The sequence below is a fragment of the Vibrio sp. TMPB1044 genome (genome assembly GCF_030442075.1).
Taxonomy (GTDB): domain Bacteria; phylum Pseudomonadota; class Gammaproteobacteria; order Enterobacterales; family Vibrionaceae; genus Vibrio; species Vibrio satsumensis.
In genome coordinates, this window is record NZ_JAUJED010000020.1 from 147411 (window position 1) to 165549 (window position 18139).

At 45.8% G+C, this 18139-nt stretch carries 11 protein-coding genes; 4 read left to right on the top strand and 7 right to left on the bottom strand.

The genetic code is table 11. From position 1 onward, the window contains the following. Positions 1-342 precede the first annotated feature (342 nt). The 7 genes from ygjK to ebgR form a co-directional block, all read right to left on the bottom strand. On the bottom strand, positions 343-2718 hold the full coding sequence (gene ygjK / locus QQ041_RS14295) for an alpha-glucosidase (RefSeq protein WP_285954279.1): 2376 nt from the start codon (positions 2716-2718) through the stop codon (positions 343-345). Between the two features lie 15 nt (positions 2719-2733). Further along, positions 2734-3798 carry a protein YgjJ gene (gene ygjJ, locus QQ041_RS14300; RefSeq protein WP_086715310.1) on the bottom strand — a complete coding sequence of 355 codons (1065 nt, stop codon included), beginning with the start codon at positions 3796-3798 and terminating at the stop codon, positions 2734-2736. Positions 3799-4204: 406 nt separating this feature from the next. Further along, positions 4205-5638 (bottom strand): amino acid permease, encoded by a 1434-nt coding sequence (locus QQ041_RS14305; protein ID WP_086715307.1) that lies wholly within the window; start codon positions 5636-5638, stop codon positions 4205-4207. 574 nt (positions 5639-6212) lie between these two features. Further along, positions 6213-7637 (bottom strand): amino acid permease, encoded by a 1425-nt coding sequence (locus QQ041_RS14310; RefSeq protein WP_285954280.1) that lies wholly within the window; start codon positions 7635-7637, stop codon positions 6213-6215. 178 nt (positions 7638-7815) lie between these two features. Further along, entirely contained in the window at positions 7816-8268 is a 453-nt protein-coding gene (locus QQ041_RS14315) for a beta-galactosidase subunit beta (protein ID WP_285954281.1), read from the bottom strand. A gap of 3 nt (positions 8269-8271) precedes the next feature. Beyond that, entirely contained in the window at positions 8272-11388 is a 3117-nt protein-coding gene (ebgA, locus tag QQ041_RS14320) for a beta-galactosidase subunit alpha (RefSeq protein WP_285954282.1), read from the bottom strand. Positions 11389-11711: 323 nt separating this feature from the next. Continuing rightward, a complete protein-coding gene (gene ebgR, locus QQ041_RS14325; protein ID WP_060982580.1) occupies positions 11712-12695 on the bottom strand; it encodes a transcriptional regulator EbgR in 984 nt (327 codons plus the stop codon). Between the two features lie 393 nt (positions 12696-13088). Between ebgR and galE the strand changes: the two genes are divergently transcribed. The 4 genes from galE to galM all read left to right on the top strand — a co-directional run bounded on the left by galE (position 13089) and on the right by galM (position 17950). Next, on the top strand, positions 13089-14099 hold the full coding sequence (gene galE, locus QQ041_RS14330) for a UDP-glucose 4-epimerase GalE (RefSeq protein ID WP_146492053.1): 1011 nt from the start codon (positions 13089-13091) through the stop codon (positions 14097-14099). A 223-nt stretch (positions 14100-14322) separates the two neighbouring features. Beyond that, a complete protein-coding gene (locus QQ041_RS14335; RefSeq protein ID WP_285954283.1) occupies positions 14323-15375 on the top strand; it encodes a UDP-glucose--hexose-1-phosphate uridylyltransferase in 1053 nt (350 codons plus the stop codon). A 222-nt stretch (positions 15376-15597) separates the two neighbouring features. Beyond that, positions 15598-16758 carry a galactokinase gene (galK, locus tag QQ041_RS14340; RefSeq protein ID WP_285954284.1) on the top strand — a complete coding sequence of 387 codons (1161 nt, stop codon included), beginning with the start codon at positions 15598-15600 and terminating at the stop codon, positions 16756-16758. A gap of 112 nt (positions 16759-16870) precedes the next feature. Next, positions 16871-17950 carry a galactose-1-epimerase gene (galM, locus tag QQ041_RS14345; RefSeq protein WP_285954285.1) on the top strand — a complete coding sequence of 360 codons (1080 nt, stop codon included), beginning with the start codon at positions 16871-16873 and terminating at the stop codon, positions 17948-17950. Positions 17951-18139 lie beyond the last annotated feature (189 nt).

The following is an 18139-nucleotide window of genomic DNA, read 5'->3' on the forward strand; positions in this document are numbered from 1 at the left end:
TAGTAAACGCATATCAAATTAATGTCCGGAAGACTAATAAGGATAAATAAAATTCGAATAAGTCTTCAGAGCCCAATGTTTCTGTGTGAGTGATGAAATTTTTGAGCGGAGTTTTATAGCAAGATTACTCTTTGTTTTTAGTGAATAAAAGCTTGTCTGTGCTTGCGGAGTACAGCGAACAGAGTAAAAGGATCATAGTAGGCCAAATAGTTTAAGAACTTGTTTGTTCGATTATTTGGCTTCAGGTGTAAAAAAGGCACTCAGCGAGATACTGAGTGCCAAAGCCTGAAATTTATGAGGTTATCTTTTCATTGAATTTCAGAAGACAGGTATAGATTTGGTTTACTCTGCGTCGGTAAAGAAATCGTTGTACAGCATGTATAGGTGAGCCGCACTCCAAGAGAAGTTTGGTGCGCCTTGTTGTTCACCGTTCAATGGGTTGTAGTTCTCACGAATTGGCCCGTCTTGTACCAAACCATCAGCATGGTCGAAGAATGCACCTGCCATTTCAATCGCATCGTCACGGTAGCCGTAGCTGTCCATGCCTTTTAGGCCGAAGTAGAACTGATCTACCCATACACGTCCACGCCAGTAAATATCTGGGCCAAATGCTGGGCTCGATAGTGCTGCAGTACCCAATGGAACGTAGGTGTTGAACTCAGAGGTATCTTTCATCACTGAGACAACAGCATCAGCGTGATCTTGAGTCGCTGCACCGTTGAACAGTGGTGACCAACCTTCAGGGCCTTTGCCTCGCTCTACAATCGGTTTACCCGCACAGCCGTTCGCCAATGGTTTGTCTTCAATGCGAATGTCGTAGAAGAAGTTTGTGCTCTCATCGAACATACAAGTGTTGATGTAGTTCGATAGATGTTCAGCTTTTTCACGGAACTCTTTCGCTTCGGCATCTTTGCCCAAAATGTCAGCCATTTCCGCTAGGTACTTGTTATCGCTGTACATGTAGCTTGCTTGGTCAACCGACTCTTGCAGCAGTGAGTAGCCTAGTAGCGTGCCGTCTTCAGCACGGTTTTGAGCGAACTCAACATCCCAATCACTGCGCTTGCCGCCGTTAGCAACGTATGCGTCTAGCTGATCTTTATCGATGAAACCAAAAGCGGCTGCATCATCACGACCTGATTCCCAAGACGCTGCCGTTTGAGCTGGGCTTTCGATGTAATCGTAGTTACCTTCAGCGACGACTTTATCTAGTGCTGCTTGGCCTACAACGGTGTCGTGTTTGTCGCCACGAACCACGGTGAAGTACATTTCGCCTTCAGGTGTGTTGTGTGCTTTGTCGCGCGCTGCGCCATATTCTGGAACACCGTTGCCGTTGTTATCACGGTTGCGTAGCCACCAATCATGGTATGCCACTAGCTTTGGATACATCTCTTCAAGCCAAGCTTCATCGCTGGTGGTCTTGTAGACCTCCATTACCGCCCAAGCCGCTAAGCTTGGTTTGGTATTACGCTCGTTCCAGTTACCACCGTCGCCGCCGCGTTCTGGGCTTAGGTTGTAAGCCAATAGATCTGGCACGTAGCCTTCATCCCATGGGCGAACGGCATCGTCAGCCTGAATCTGGTAAGCGAACATCGCGCGGATGTTGTCTTTCGCCACATCTGGGTTGAAGTGAGCCATTGCGTAAGCTTGTTTCCACGTGTCCCACGGCCAAGTTTGGTTGCCCGAGAACCAACGCGCCGTTACTGATGGTGTAACTGAATCAAACTCCATTGCACCTGCCGCACCACGCCAGTTACCGTTTAATGTTTCCATCGCTTTAACCGCAACTCGTTCTTGCTCAGGCGTTGCGTTCGGGTTGGTTAAACCCATTTCAAGATAGCCTTCCCAACGTTCTGCAGACGCAGCTAAAAAGTCGGTAGGGTTTGCCATGATCTTTTTGATTTCAGGCTGCTCGGCTTGTGCTTCTTCAGTAGTAAGAACATGCGAGTAAGTCGTGTAAACAGTGGTTGATTCTTCAATGTTTGCGGTTGAAGTAAACGCTAGGCCGTCAACAGTCGTTTTCGTTGGAATCGACTTATGAACTTGGTATTCAGATTCGCCAGAGGTCAATAGATCCCACGTTGAACGCACCTTACCGAAAGTCACTTTTAAGCCATCGTCGGTTGCGACGATTTGGCGGTTGTAGTCAGGGTAAGTCTCGGCAATGGTTTTGTCGGTTTGCGCTACGCCTTCTTTAGCGTGTGTTTTTTCAAGCAGTTCACCGTCCCACACTAACTCAACTGGCGAGTCAGTGGTGATTTTCGTTTCTAGCAGAGAGGTACGGTTAGACGCGAAACGCATCGTCATCTCTACTGTCACATCGTCAGATTTCAGCGTCTGAACTAATGCTCCCGGCAGGCTGTAAGCTTCCATGGTGAAAGCCACTTTTTTGCCATCTTTGAACACGCTTAGGCGGTCAAAGTTATCAGCCATGAAGTTGATGTACTCTTCGGTAAGCAGTGCAGTACCTGGGAAGCCGCCCATACCTTCAGCAGTATCTGGCAGTAGGTGACCGTGCCATGCGCCAAGGTCGAAGAATGGGTTAAAACGTTGGTGGTCATCGAAGTCGTAGTCACGCATATATTCTGGTGAGCCAGTGCGGTCGATAACATTCTTAAATTCGTTAGCTTGCAGTTGTTCTGAGCCAGAGTTTGATGCACAACCAGTAACAACAAGTGCTGCACCGATAGCGAGAGCTGCGAATGATTTATTCAGTTTCATGATGAGTTCCTGTTATTACCAGTAGAAGTATTGCATTGCGAACACTTGCGCGTCGCCGATTTCAGTATCGCTGCCTACGCCAAAGCGGCTATCGAAGGCAGTCGCAAATGCGCCGTTGCCGTATTCGTACCAAACGCCAGCATTGATGTAAGAGGTGATTTCTTTTTCACCATTGTCGCCGTCGAAGTTTGCGTAGTTGTAGGCTGCTGATAGGTATACGCCTTGTGCTGCTTCGTACCATGCACTGGTTTGAATGCCAGACTCACTACCGAAAGACTCTTGGTTACCCTTGTCTGTATCGTGCCAAACACGTGCAGCAACATTTTTGTATTCAGCACCCAATAGGAATAGCTCTCCGCCATCGTTATTACGGACTTCACCGCCTCCCATTAATGTTAGGTCATCAGTGAGGTCATATTGTAAGTAACCATTGACCATGGCGTTCTTGTCTTTCCATTGGTCTGCAAAGCTATCGTATTTACCGAAATGGATAAGAGCGTCATCTTCAGAGAAGTCAGACTCAGGAGCGAAAGAAACGCTGTAGCGAAGCTTGCCTTCTAAGTTTTGAATTTTTACCCCTACGTTTACATCGCGAGTGTTAGATATTGCGTAGCCGTATTCGACGGTTGCATCGCCCCACCATTGAACGTCATCCAGTGAAGAGTCCATACGACCAACAATAAACTCTGTTTTGTTATCTGTGCGGTAGCCAGCGTAGAAGCGGTTAAAACCACCTTCAAAGCCACCCCAACCATGACCAGTTGCCCATGCATTGCCTTCATCGTCGGCTTGTACTGTCCAACCTTCCATATATGCAAGACCAAACCAGTTGCCATGCTCGATAGCGAGACCTGCTTCGATGTATGTACCATCAGCGTAGCGACCCTTGTCATCACCTTCTAATGCAACGTGACCACCTAGACCAAGCTCACCATAAAAGTTAAATAGAGTTTGTGAGGCAGCTTCAGGGGGCTGAGTGTCACTATGATTTGCCGCTGATTCTTCAGCGTTTGCATTAGCAGTTAAGGCAGCAAGAATACAACTTGTAATAAGAGTGGTTTTAGTAAAGCTAAATTTCATTTTATTCACTTCTATGTCGGGTTAATAAATGAAGGCTCGTAGGCAGTCTTGACTTCTAATATGGGGTGCTCTTAAGGCGTATTGGTCAGGTTACTTACGATCGCAAAACCGATATTAATGATAATTTTGATGTTTAAAATTAATTAGGGTCAAAAGTGTGATCTGTTTTTAGTAAATGTTTACCTTGTTTTTATTTTGACTTTAAGTTGAATTTGCAGAGGCATGGTTGGGTTTGCAGGTATTCAGGTTGTGAATTATTTTGTAGGTAGTTAGATTGCTGACTCGAATATCTTCTTTCTTGAATGGCTTTGGTGAAAACGGGGGATTGAGTGGAAATGTACCCACAAATAAAAAGGCACTCGCCAAATGGGAGTGCCTTAAGTTTCAATCAGAATGTGGAGTCAAACTAAGCATTCGCCGCTTCAGGTTTTGCTTCTAGTTTCTTCTCTTCTGGAGATAAGCTTTTCTCGTATTGACCGTACTTCCACCATGCGTAGCCAAGGAAGATCACAATCCCGCCCACGTTGTAGAAGATGATGGTCATGATGTCTGCGCCCGTTGGGAAGGTTGATGCAAAGAAACCAACCGTAAAGATAGCGATAAGAATCGACACTGCGGTGATACCTACTCGGCGAGAACCCATGCGGAAGTCACGAGGTAGATGGTCAAGTTTTACACGTAGGTGCAGGTAAGCAATCATGATGAACAGTGGTGGCAACATAGAGGCTGCGGCTGTCATATTGATGATGGTGCTCATTAAGTCTTGTACTGTGTCCGACGCCAGTGTTGGGATGAACATCAGTGGAATTACGATGAAGAACTGAACCCAAGCCGCACGCTCTGGAACGCCTTGTTTGTTAAGTGCGACGGTTTTCTCGCCGAAGATGCCTTTAGGGATTTCAGAGAAGAAAATCTTAACTGGTGTCGCTGTCCACATCAGTAGAGAACCCAGCATAGCTGTGAATGAAACCACACCAACGAAACGGTTCATCAAGATTTCAGACAGTCCAAAGTGTCTTGCTAGACCTTCAAAAACTTGAACTGAGCCGCCAGTAAATTTAAGTTCTTCACGAGCAACAAATACGTTCGCCAACACAGACCCTACCGAGTAAAGCGCACCGATGAAGATACCTGCGATGATGATCACTTTAACGAAAGACTTGTGACCGCCTTTGATGTCGTTAACGTAAACCGCGACCGATTCTGCACCGCCTGCCGCCATGAAGATCCAAGTGATTACGCCAAGGAATGCCCAGTTGAAGCTTGGTGTCATTGCTTCGATGGTGATTGGATCAGCAGGCTCGATACCGCCTACCAAAGCACCGCCAGATAACAAGATGTAAGACATCGTTAGCAGCAGCATCAGTGATGATGTTAGTGACGTTATAGGGCCCAGTAATTTCGCGCCGTTGTTAGAGATATGAGTCGCGACCGCAAATAAGATGGTACTCAATATCGCGGTGGTCATTGGCGTGAAGATGTACTCGAAACCTAAGAACGCATACGACGCGTAAGCGATGATTCTAGGTAGCAGAGAGGTGAAGAAGAACAGGTTAACAAACCAGTATGTGTAAGCTGATATAAACGCCCAGCGACCGCCTAGCGAGCTTTTAACCCAAGAATAAACACCCGCTTCAGAGTCTTTATTCAGTGACACAAACTCTGCAACGATCAAACAAAATGGCACAAAGTAAAAGATGGTTGCTAGAAAGAACATCGGAGCCGAAGAAAGGCCGATCTCGATGTTGTTATTAATGATGTTATTGAAGCTGTATACCGCCGCGAAGGTCATAGACAGTAGGGCAAATTTGCCTATCGTACTGCGTTTATTTTCGGACATGATGTTCTCCGGTGAATCACGTTGATGATCGTTATAACTTGGTCCTAGAGAGGGAAGCTCTAGGCCGCACTTTTATTGTTATGTTGGTTTGGCAAACACCCGCTTTGTTTTGTCAGGGTTGGCTCATTGTTGTTTTTATAGATTTACGATCGGACTTCTTTGGGCTTTTTCTCTCTGGTATTTCAGTAAAGTTATTACCAAAACAAAGAGTTAAAGATTAAGACGTTCATTGAAGAGATTGCTTGTTTCATAAGCGACGATTTATAAGGCTTGTAGGGGCTTTGTGTCGCTTTTTTTATATGAATTAGTTTGTCTCTTCAGCAAGAAGATTAAAGATTAAGCGGCGGGAAGTTAATCGAAATTGATCAAATATGTGACCTTGGGTAAATAAATTTAGTTAATGTTTTACCTTGGTTTTTATTCGAGTTTTATTACCTATTCATTGGTGTTTTTCGTGAACTGAAACCTTGACAGAATGCCGTTTTCATTTTCTTGGTTTGTTATTTAATCATCTGATTTAAAACAAAAAAAGCGCCTTGATAGGCGCTTTTTAAGTTGGGGCTCATGCTGAGTGTTACGACTGCTTAGCCGTTGCTAGCTTTGCGTCTTTACCTGCTTGCTTCTTTTCAAAGCGAGAGATCCACCACCATGCAATACCAGAGAATACCGCTGTCATGAATACGTTGACGAAGAAGGCTTGCATTAGGTCAACACCTGTTGGGAATGCCGATGCCGTCATGCTCACAACGAAGATACCAATAAGTACCGATACAACAGCCATGCCTTGAACGCGAGTACCCATGCGGAAATCACGCGGTGTATCGTCATGCTTCAAGCGGAATACAAAGTACGCCACCATGATGAAGATAGGCGGAAGCATTGCTGTACCAGCCGTTAGGTTGATTGCTGTGTTCATCATGTCTTGTACTGATTCAGAGCCAAAACCGTTAACCACAAGCATCACGAATACAAATGCGAATTGCCACCAAGCTGCACGCACTGGCACACCGTGTTCGTTAAGCTCTGTTGTCTTCTCACCGTAAACACCTTTAGGGATTTCTGAGAAGTGAATTTTTACTGGAGCCGCTGTCCACATCATCATTGAGCCGAACATGGCAACGAATAGGATAATACCGACGAAGCGACCCGTTAGAGATTGTGAAATGTCGAAGTAGTTCGCCATACCAGTGAAGATTTCAACCATACCGCCAGCGTAGGTCAGTTCGTCACGAGCAACGAATACGTTTACCAATAGAGAGCCAACTGCGTACATAGCGCCGATTGCGATGCCCGCACCAATGATGACCTTGATGAAAGATTTGTGACCGCCCTTAACATCATTTAGATAAGCGGCTGCGGTTTCTGCACCACCGGCTGCTTGGAAGATCCAACACATGATACCTAGTGTCGCCCAGTTGATGGTTGGTGTCATCGCTTCTAGTGTGATTGGTTCTACTGGTTCATGGTTACCGCCTAGCGCCATCAGTGCACCGATAACGTAGATTGCGAATAGAGCGAATACGCCGTATGCCACGATCTCTGCAATCTTACCTAACCAGCTCGCGCCTTTGGTTGAGATGTGTGTCGCTGCTGCAAACAGAGCAATCGAGATGGCCGATGTCACGACTGGCGAGAAGGCGTATTCATAGCCCAACATCGCGTAAGACGCATATGCAATTACGTTTGGTAGTAGAGATACAAACCAGAAAAGGTTTACGAACCAATATAGGAACGAACCTAGGTAGGCAGCTTTTGAGCCTAGCGGTTTTTTAAGCCAGTCATACATGCCTGACTCAGAATTTTTATTTGCTGATACGAATTCAGCAATGATGAACACGAATGGAATGAAGTAAATAAGGGTTGCGAGCAAAAAGATAGGGGCTGAACTCAATCCCAATTCGATGTTGTTGTTTACAATGTTGCGAACGTTAAATACCGCTGCAAATGTCATGGAGAGTAAGGCAAATTTACCTAACTTACCGCGTACAGATTCAGACATAGTGTCCTCCAAGGGTCACGTAATTATAGTCGTTATTTCTTTAAGCTTCCTTGTAGGGAAGAAGCGTAAAGGCGTTATGCAGTGTGACTGAGCCTTGAACGGCAAGGCTCGGCACACACTGTGAATAGATTTTGTTGTTGCTACTTTCTGTTGTTTAACTTCGGTAGCTTAGTTGCGGTTACTTATTGAGGAAGTAACCGTCTTCAATGGTTACTTTCAGCACTACTTTGCGAACTCGGTTATCACCGTGAAAGCGGTAAGCTTTGCTGTTATCAAAGATCGCAACTTGACCTTCAACCAATTCGCGAGTCTCGCCGTTACCCATTAGGTGTTCACGGTCGGTTTCATCGCTGTAAGCTTGGGTCTGTTCAAGTTGAGACTTAGCTGCAAACTCAACCGTTTCACGACCTTCCAAGTAGTAGTGCACATCAAAGTAACGGCGGTTACCGGTGAAGTTTTCTGTGTTACGAGCCACGCCGTCTTCAATCATGTAAGCCAGTGAGTCACCAATGGAATACATCACGCCATCTTTGATGTTGCCGATGTTTTCAATCGCTTCTACACAGCGCTGCCATTTACGACCGTCGCGGTAAACGACTTTAAATTGCTCTAGGTTGTCTAAAACGATCATCGTTTATGCCTCGTTCTGTTGTGGTTGAGTTGTTGGCGTATTCGCCGTGAAGAACTCGTCACCAAAGTTATGATTGATAAGTGCTTGTGCATTACAGTCACCTGCTTGGAATGGCACTAGCGTTAGACCGTAGCGGAACTCATCCATGTATACGCGGTAAGAATCCAACACTTCACTACCCCAAGAGTTTGAGCCTAAGCCCATCACTTGGTGGTCTAGATTTAGCGTGATGTAGCCACTCTTCTCTAGCTCAATCGTGTGCTGTGCTTGGTGCAGGTTTTGATTGGTGTAGAACCATGTGCTGAAGTTGATTTCTTGCTGTGGTTTTACCGCAATACCATTACCCGCGCGGCTTGAAAGCGCAGCCCAACGAACATGCTGGCGGTTGCCGTTGTTTTGCGGGAACGGATAGTTCTCGAACATGTCTGCAACCGTTGATTGGTACACATCAATCATGTTGGCTTGCTTGCTGTCTTGGTAGTTCTCTTCTGGGCCGCGGCCGTAGTATTGAACTTGGTCGAAGTCGCCGTTGATGCCCATATCAAAACCAATAACTGGAATCACGTGTGGGTAATCACCGTAGCGTTCGCCGCTAAGCTCGACGTTTAGTTGACCTTCAGCACTGATTTGGTAGCGATATTCACAACGCATGCCGAAATCAAATACTGGTGGAGCAATGATGCTAGTGGTGGTGACCTCTACCTTGCCATTGACCTGTTCAACGTTAAGTGTGCGGAAGTGCTCCTGCATGATCTGTAGGTGTGCTGGCTCCCAGTAACCATCGTGCTCTTGCTTATGGTTATCGATCATTGGCTTGAAGAAGTTGATTCGTGGTTCTGACTTAATCAGCTCTTCGCCATTCACTAACCATGACGTCAGCTTGCCGTTCACTTTCGAGAAGTTCAGTGCAAAGTTGTGGCCTTTGATTAGGTAAGCGAGGCGAGACTCTTCAACATTCAGTGCCGTTGCATTGTTGTTGGTGAAGGCTTCTAGTTGCGCCGTGTTCTCTTTTACTTGGAATTGGTAAACCGCGATATCGTGGTTCGCTTCGCTGTAGGGCGTGCGAGAATCCTTGCGAACAGTAAAGTTCACAAACACTTCGCGCTCATCAAGCTGTGGCAAGTTAAGTGTTAGTTCACGGCTAGAGTTTTCTGCAAGCTCTTCAACCTTGATGTGTTGCACAGCAATGGTTTCACCTTCAGCGCGAATTTCTGCAGTGATGGTGTAGTCATCAATGTTTGAGAACCACAGTTTGTTATCAACGGTGAAGGTGCCAGTTTTCGCATCGAAATCGCGAAGCTTCACTGGGGCAATCACTTGCTTGTACTCTTTCAAACCTGGGCCAGGTGTTTGGTCTGGGTAGATCAAACCGTCCATGCAGAAGTTGTAGTTGTTCGGGTAGTCACCGTAGTCACCACCGTACTTGTAGAACTCTGTACCTGCTTCATCACGTGCGAGAATGCCGTGGTCACACCATTCCCAAACATAGTGACCTTGAATCGAATCGTGCTTGTAGAACACGTTCTGGTACTCGGTTAAACCGCCCGGGCCGTTACCCATTGCGTGTGCGTATTCACAGATGATGCGTGGCTTTTCGTGTGGGAATTCACCGAAGGCATTCATCAATTGAGCACGTGAGTACATGGTTGAAATGATGTCTACCACCTCAGCATCACGGTCTTCTTCATAGTGAACCAGACGTGTGTCATCAATCGCTTTAGCTGCATCGTACATAGCACGGATGTTGCAACCGTAGCCAGATTCGTTACCTAAAGACCACATGATGATAGAAGGGTGGTTCTTTTGAGCGTGGATATGACGTTCGATACGTTCAACAAACACCGCTTCCCATGCCGCATCGTTAGTGATGCGGCTTAGGTCGCCAACGTTAGCAAAGCCGTGTGTTTCGACATCGGTTTCGCCCATCACGAATAGACCGTAGATATCACATAACTCGTAGAAGCGCGGGTCGTTCGGGTAGTGCGCAGTGCGTACTGAGTTGATGTTGTGTTGTTTCATCAACACTAAGTCTTTCTCAACGCGATCCATGCCAACCGCACGGCCTTTTAGATGATCGTTATCGTGACGGTTTACGCCATGCAGCATCACGTATTTGTTGTTGATGTAAAACAGACCATCGCGAACTTTAATATCACGGAAACCAACACGTTGTGGAATCACTTCTAGCACTTTGCCATCGGCGTCTTTTAGCGTCAGCAATAGTTGGTAAAGGTATGGGGTTTCAGCGTTCCATTGAACAGGGTTCACTACATCGATAGAGAATTGAGTATTCGCATTGCCGCCAGTCTGTTGGTTAGGAACAGTTAGGTTATCTACTGAGCCTTGCGAGATAACTTGGCTGCCATCAAGCAATGCGTACTCAAGGTTTGCGTTCGCCGCTGCGGCTAGGTTTTCTAATACAACGTTGCACGATAGGGTAGCGCTTTGGTAAGCATCATCGAAGTCAGTGCGAACCGTTAGATCTTGAACGTGCAGTTGCTCTTTACCGACAAGGTAAACATCACGGAAGATACCGCCTGTCCACCACATGTCTTGGTCTTCAATGTAAGTGGAATCGGCCCACTGCATCACGCGGATAGACAGTAGGTTGTTGCCTGCTTTTACGTGGCTAGAGATATCGAATTCAGCCGTTAGGCGACTGCCTTTGCTGAAGCCAACATATTCGCCGTTTACGTAAACTTCGAAGTAAGTTTCAACGCCATCAAATTTGATGATGGTTTGTTTCTCGTCCCAGCTTTCGCCAAGGAAGAAAGAGCGTTGGTAAGCGCCTGTTGGGTTGTCTGATGGTACGAAAGGTACATCAATTGGGAATGGGAAACCTTCATCTGTGTATTGAAGATCGCCGTGGCCTTCCATTTGCCACATGTTTGGAACCGTGATGTTGCCCCAGTCGCTCATTTCCTGAGAATAAAACTCTTCAGGAACCAATAGCGGGTTGGTGAAATAGCTGAAACTCCATTGGCCACTCAATAGTTGGAAATGGCTGCTAAGTTCACGCTGAAACGTTTTTGCATTTTTTTCTGATGCGTACGAGAAGAAGTATGCACGCGGTGCCATACGGTTCTCATGTAAGTTCAGGAAGTTTTCCCAGTTGTTCACGTTGCCTCTCTCTCGGTCTGAATGCAGTTTGCTGACCGACGTTCTTATGCGTAATTGGGTCGTAGTGAATACGAGTATTTTTGGACTGAGGTAATTATTAGTAAAACTTTTACTAAATGAAATTAGTGAAAACGTTTTACTTTAACTCCATCACGTTTTTTAAGGTCTTTTTACGGTGCTGTGTGATCCACTTAAAAGAATGCTATTAGCTGATTTATGAAGCAGGTTAAACTGGGGAATATGTGTACATTGATGTATCTGATAGGCACAAAAAAGCCACCTTTAGTAAAGATGGCCTTAATGTATTTGTTTGATATTACTGACTATTTTGTTGTATCGCGCAGCTTGAGTTTGCTTGGTACATAGACGCGTAATGGGATAGTGCGACCGTCGCGTACTTTCTCGATCAGCAGGTTAACGCCTTGAATTCCCATGAGTTCAGAGTGAATACGAACAGTCGATAAAGATGGGAAGGTAAATTTAGCTGTTGGGATGTCGTTTACACTAATCAGCGCAATATCTTCAGGAATGTTTAATCCGTGCTCATGAACTGCTCGTAAAACGCCAATTGCGATGGAATCTGACGCAATAAACATGGCTTTAGGGTAGTCGCCAGTCGCGAGCATCTGTTTTGCAAGCTTGTAACCTGAAGAGCTAGAGAAGTCACCACGGTAGATGTCTTGCTCACTGACAACGTTCTTGAGGCTGCCATATTCAGCAAAGGCCACTTCACGAATATCAGGGGTGTCGACGTCGTCTTGTCCACCGATAAAGCCGATGCGCTCATAGCCTTGGTTGATAAAGAAGTTGGTGATCTCTTTGCTGATCAAAGCCAGGTCGATATCGACAGAGTCATAAGGTTCTGAGTGATCGGTAAAATCGACATAACAGATATTATCGCTCAGCTTTTTGGCTTGTTCGATAACCTCTGGTGTCATTCTTCCTACCAACAAAACACCTGTAATTGGCGCTGAGTTTATTTGTATTTTACTTTCATAACAGTTGGTTAGCTTAACCTCCATCTTTTCACATTGGGTTTCAATACCGTGGCGAATCGATAGATAGTAAGGGTCGTTAACTTCCGCTTCTTGCTTGTAGTTATATAATGCAAGGAAGTGATGGTTCTGCTTCTTACTGCTAACGGTTTTTCGTGAGCTGCTGGTTTTGTATTCCAACTTCTCTGCAATTTCAAAGATACGCCTTTTGGTCTCTTCCTTGACGCTTAATGTTGGATCTTCATTGAGAACCCTTGAAACTGTAGCCAATGATACATTCGCTTCAGTCGCGATATCTTTTAACGTTGCCATACTCACTTCCTGTTATTGGAACATTGCGCTGCTTTGAAATTGGTATTTAGTAAAAAAGCAATGCACCTCTTTATTCTACAGACCTATTGTAATCAAACTGGAAGTCATTGCATTAACTTTTAGTAAAATAAATGCTCAACTCCTCTGTGATGTCTCAAATCTAACTATCTATAATTATCTTATTAAAATTCAATGAATTAGAGGTTGGCGGTTATACATTTCATCTATGTCATGATCAGCAGTAATGATGAAAGTTAGTGTAAACGTTTACAATTCGTGGTTTTGATCACAGAATTATAGTCAAAATGGCTGCTACTATTTCTGGCATACGGTGCTACTGAGCTTAATGTCAGTTCGAGTTAGCCCACGAATGACGACAAAGAGAGGTTGATTGTGAAAGTACTGGTTACGGGCGGCATGGGTTATATCGGAAGTCATACATGCATTCAAATGATACAGGCAGGTATGGAACCGATCATTGTTGATAACCTTTGCAACAGCAAAGAGCTAGTGCTGGAACGAATCGAATCGTTAACAGGCAAGCGACCAACGTTTTATCTTGGTGACATTCGTGACCAATCCTTTCTAGATAGCGTGTTTTCAGAAAATGATATCCAAGCGGTGATTCACTTTGCTGGTCTGAAAGCGGTAGGGGAGTCGGTGGCTAAGCCTTTGGAATACTACGATAACAACGTCAATGGTTCACTGGTGTTAGCTCGAAGCATGAAGAAAGCGGGTGTGAAAAGCATCGTATTTAGCTCTTCGGCTACTGTTTACGGTGATCCAGAAGTAGTGCCAATTACTGAAACTTCACCAACTGGCGCGACCACCAACCCTTATGGTCGCAGCAAGTATATGGTGGAAGAGTGCTTAAGCGATCTATTCAACGCGGAGAACGATTGGAGCGTGACTTTATTACGTTACTTCAACCCAGTAGGTGCACATCCATCGGGCACTATGGGTGAAGACCCACAAGGTATCCCAAATAATTTAATGCCGTTTATTGCTCAAGTAGCCGTTGGTCGCCGTGAAAAACTGGCTGTTTTTGGAAACGATTACCCAACAGTCGATGGCACAGGCGTTCGTGACTACATCCACGTGATGGATTTAGCTGACGGTCACGTCGCCGCGTTAAAAGCGGTGGGCGAGAAGGCTGGCCTACACATTTACAACTTAGGTACGGGTAAAGGCTCAAGTGTACTTGAGATGGTTGAAGCCTTCGCACAAGCATCGGGTAAGCCTGTTCCTTATGAACTTTGCCCACGTCGCGCTGGTGACATTGCCGAATGTTGGGCAAGCACAGAAAAAGCGGAGCGCGAACTTGGCTGGAAGGCGACGCGTAGCGTGATGGAAATGACGGCGGATACCTGGAATTGGCAGTCGAATAATCCCAATGGTTACTAACTTTATGTAATTGAAAGCTGCAACTCCAATTTCTTTGGGGAAGGCAGGTTAAGAGAGATTCCAGATATCTCGTCCCTCGATTCTGGAATGACGAATTTTAAAACTACGATTTCTGAACGTCATTCCCTACAGCGAGGAGCGAGCGTGAAAGGGAATCTCCTTGTAGAAGAATTATTCATCTTGGTGAATTGACCAAGACACAAAATTTGAGAGCAATCTAAGCATGTCAAAAGTTGAATTTAACCCAGTAGACCATCCACACCGTCGTTATAACCCATTAACAGGTCAGTGGATTTTAGTATCACCGCACCGTGCTAAACGCCCGTGGAGCGGTCAAGACGAGAAGCCATCGACTGAACAACTTCCTGAGTACGAGAAAGAGTGTTTCTTGTGCCCAACCAACACACGTATTTCGGGTGACGAAAACCCAGATTACGAAGGTACTTATGTATTCAGTAATGATTTCGCGGCGTTGATGCCTGATTCGCCTGACGCTCCAGAGTCTGACAACCCTCTATTTAAGACTCAAGGTGTTCGTGGGTTGAGCCGCGTTATCTGTTTCTCTCCAGACCACAGCAAAACGCTGCCAGAGTTGCCGGTGAATAAAATCCGCGGCGTGATCGATACCTGGAATGAACAGATTGAAGAGCTTGGTAAAGACTACCTATGGGTTCAAGCGTTTGAAAACAAAGGCGAGACCATGGGCTGTTCTCAGCCTCATCCACACGGTCAAATTTGGGCGAACAGCTTTCTGCCAAACGAGATTGAACGTAAAGAAAAGCTGCTAAAAGAATACTTCGAACAACAAGGTTCAAACCTATTAGTGGATTACGTTGAAGCTGAAATGAAAGACGGCTCACGCACTGTGGTTGAAACGGAACATTGGATTGCTGTAGTGCCTTACTGGGCTGCATGGCCATTCGAAACTATGTTGCTGCCAAAAACGCACATTCGCCGTATGAGTGAACTGACTGGCGAGCAGCGTGATGATCTGGCACTTGCGATCAAGAAGCTGACCAGCCGCTACGACAACTTGTTCCAATGTTCATTCCCATACTCGATGGGCTGGCACTATGCGCCGTTCTTTGAAGAAGGCACTGATATCGACCATTGGCAACTGCACGCGCTTTTCTACCCGCCGCTACTACGCAGCGCATCGGTTCGTAAGTTCATGGTGGGTTACGAAATGTTGGCGGAATCACAACGCGATTTGACCGCAGAACAAGCGGCGCAACGTCTTCGCGATTTGAGTGACGTTCACTACAAAGAACAGTAATACGCTTCTTCGTAAATAGTAAGCGAGATTCCTGATATCTCGTCCCTCGATTCTGGAATAACGACAGCTGAGAAGCCTAGAAGCTTAAATACCTAGGAGTTTAGAAGCTGATGCTGTCATTTCCTACCGAGATCGACGAACAGGATAGGGAATCTCAAAGAATTAAAGTGGTGCCATGAAGGGGCCACAATTGAACAAAGAGTTTAAGCAGAGAGTTTACTTATGTCTGATCTAATCCAAAACGTGAAAGCATCTTTTGAGCAAGTCCTTGGTTACCAAGCGACTCACATCGTTCAAGCGCCAGGTCGTGTGAACCTGATTGGTGAGCACACTGACTACAATGACGGTTTTGTTCTACCGTGTGCCATTAACTACCAAACGGTAGTCGCAGCGGCTAAACGTGACGACAACATCGTACGTGTGGTATCAGTGGACTACGGTAATGCAGTGGATGAATTTGACCTAACTCAAGAGATCACATTCCAACAAGACAAGATGTGGGCTAACTACATTCGTGGTGTGGTGAAGTGCTTAAAAGGTCGCGGCTTTGAATTTACAGGTGCAGATATCTCTGTAACGGGTAACGTTCCTCAAGGTGCGGGTTTGAGTTCATCGGCGGCACTAGAGGTGGTAATTGGTCAGACATTCAAGGTGCTTTACAACCTAGAGATCACGCAAGCGGAAGTCGCATTGAATGGTCAGCAAGCAGAGAACGAATTTGTGGGCTGTAACTGCGGCATCATGGATCAAATGATCTCGGCAGAAGGCCTTGCGAACCACGCGATGCTTTTGGATTGCCGTAGCCTAGAAACTCAAGCGGTTTCAATGCCAGAAGACATGGCGGTGGTGATCATCAATTCAAACAAGAAACGTGGCTTAGTCGACAGTGAATACAACACGCGTCGTGAACAATGTGAAGAAGCGGCTCGCTTGTTCGGTGTTCCTGCATTGCGTGATGTAACGATTGAGCAATTCAAAGCGAAAGAGTCTGAATTGGATGAGATGGTTGCTAAGCGCGCTCGCCACGTGATTACCGAAAATGACCGTACAGTTGAAGCGGCTCAAGCTCTGCGTACTCATGACATGAAGCGCATGGGCGAGTTGATGGCAGAATCACATGCATCAATGCGTGATGATTTTGAAATCACAGTTAAAGAGATCGATACGCTAGTGGATATGGTTAAAGAAGTGATTGGCGATCAAGGCGGCGTGCGTATGACGGGCGGTGGCTTTGGTGGTTGTATCGTGGCATTGGTTCCGCCAGCTTTAGTTGATGAAATTAAAACAACGGTAGAGCAAAAATATCAAGCAGCGACGGGTCTAAAAGAATCAATTTATGTGTGCCAAGCGAAAGACGGCGCCGGCCTAATTGAAGTAATCTAACTGCTTCGAGACTTAAGATAGCGCTTACCAAGTAAAAAGATCATGGTAGGCCAAATACTAAAGCCTTTACCTCAACGTAGAGGCTTTTTACTGGCAGTAGAAGGAATTTAGAATGACACAAGCGCAGAACCTGCATCAATCCATGACAGAAACTGCAGCCTATGATGGCCAACCTGCTCAGCTTGTCACGCTGTCGAATACACACGGCATGCAAGTGACATTCATGGATATTGGCGCAACGTGGTTGAGCTGTATCTTGCCAGTAAAAGGAAACAAAAGAGAAGTTTTGTTGGGTGTTAACTCAATGGAGAACTTCGATAAACAAGCCAGCTATATGGGCACAACCGTTGGCCGTTATGCTAACCGCATTGCTAATGGTCGTTTCAAAATTGATGGTCAGAATTACAAGCTGGAAACCAACCAAGCGGGCAATACCTTGCATGGTGGTCCGAACGGATTTGATAAACGCCGTTGGAATATTGCCGAGCAAACCGAAGCGTCAGTGGTGTTTACCCTAGAGTCTGCTAATGGCGACCAAGGATTCCCGGGGAATTTGAATGTGTCGGTGCGTTATGACATCACCGAAGACAATCGAGTTTCCATTAATTACTCTGCAACCACAGACAAGCCAACTGTGGTCAACCTAACGAATCATGCGTACTTCAATTTACTTGGCGCTGAAGCTGGACACGACTGTTTGTCACACATTGTCAGTATCAATGCTAATCAGTTCTTACCGACCAATTCGGTGGGTATTCCGTTAGGTAACCTTAAATCGGTGAAATCGACCAGCTTTGACTTCAATCAGCCTATGATGATCTCAGAGCGTTTGTTGGGCGATGAACAGCAGAAAGCAGCAAAGGGTTACGACCACTCTTTCTTATTGGCTGATGGCTGCAAACGCACTCAATGTGCCGCGACCGTAACCTCACCAGATGCGCTCGTCACACTAAAAGTATTTTCAACCAAACCTGCAATGCAGCTATACACCGGAAACTGGCTTGGTGGCACACCAAACCGAAGTGGTGGCAGCTATGAAGATTACGCTGGTTTGGCGCTAGAAACCCAGTTCTTACCTGACTCTCCTAACCACCCAGAGTGGAAGCAGGACAGTTGTATTCTCAAGCCTGAACAAGAATATAACTACAGTACTTGTTACCAGTTTGAATTTTCGGGGGATTCTTCAAACTAGTACGCTCTAGCTCAAAGCGTTACGCCAATGTCTTTTGCTTGTGAATAGGACGATGTGAATTATCGCGTTGTTCTTGGGGGATGAGCAAAAGTGGCGCTCAACAAGAGTGCGGTTTATTAAGCGCGATTGTTGAGTATCTGAGTAAGGTAGGAAAACCCTAACAGAAGCGATTCTGTTAGGGTTTTTTTT